Annotated in this window: 1 protein-coding gene and 1 pseudogene; one reads left to right on the top strand and one right to left on the bottom strand. The window is 36.4% G+C overall.

The annotated features are described in order from the left end of the window. Positions 1 to 155: 155 nt before the first annotated feature. A pseudogene (locus DLK05_RS18745) lies at positions 156 to 380 on the bottom strand (IS91 family transposase); the annotation flags it as partial. A gap of 50 nt (positions 381 to 430) precedes the next feature. Between DLK05_RS18745 and DLK05_RS16715 the strand changes: the two are divergent. Next, the coding region (locus tag DLK05_RS16715; protein ID WP_148114123.1) for a transposase at positions 431 to 614 on the top strand (184 nt) is incomplete at its 3' end.

Genomic DNA, 614 nt, shown 5'->3' with positions numbered 1-614 from the left:
CAAGTAGTTTCGGACTTCCTATTTGCTGTGTGTGGCAGGAAACCAGAGCGTTTCATAAAGATTTTTCGTTCAGAATAGAGCATAGTTTACCCTTTAAGCCAATACTATTAAATTTACTTTTTGATATTCAAAGAACTTTTTGATCCTCCAATCGATCACGTTTCAGGTTTTGGCAAAGCCCTGCATAAGATTCTGCCTTTTTTACATTTTGGGCAATGGCTTACATCTTTGCCTGTGAGTAAAGTGTAAATTTAAATAGCTGATAATCCCTCGTATTCTGGGATGGGCACACAGGTTTCTAAAAGGGCGACAATCTGCTCCTTTTTGGTTTTGGAGTTTGCCGATGAAAGGATCCCGTAATATCTGATTTTGTAAAAGTTGGAATAGGTACATTTGACTAGACATTAAATTAAGCCCTTATCTTTACGTTATGAGAGGAAAAGTTAGAAGGAAGTATGATAAAGARTTCAAGACAATGGTTGTGAATTTATGCTTAAGTGGACGCAAATCTAAAGAAGTTGCATTAGAAATGGATTTRGACAGAAGTATGGTTCAACGCTGGGTTCGAGAATACGATACTTATAAGGATAATAGCTTTAAAGGCAATGGTAATC

Origin of the sequence: Ancylomarina longa, from assembly GCF_003996985.1 — a bacterium.
Taxonomy (GTDB): domain Bacteria; phylum Bacteroidota; class Bacteroidia; order Bacteroidales; family Marinifilaceae; genus Ancylomarina_A; species Ancylomarina_A longa.
Note: the sequence above shows the minus strand (reverse complement) of the source record. Positions and strands in the feature narration are given on the sequence as shown.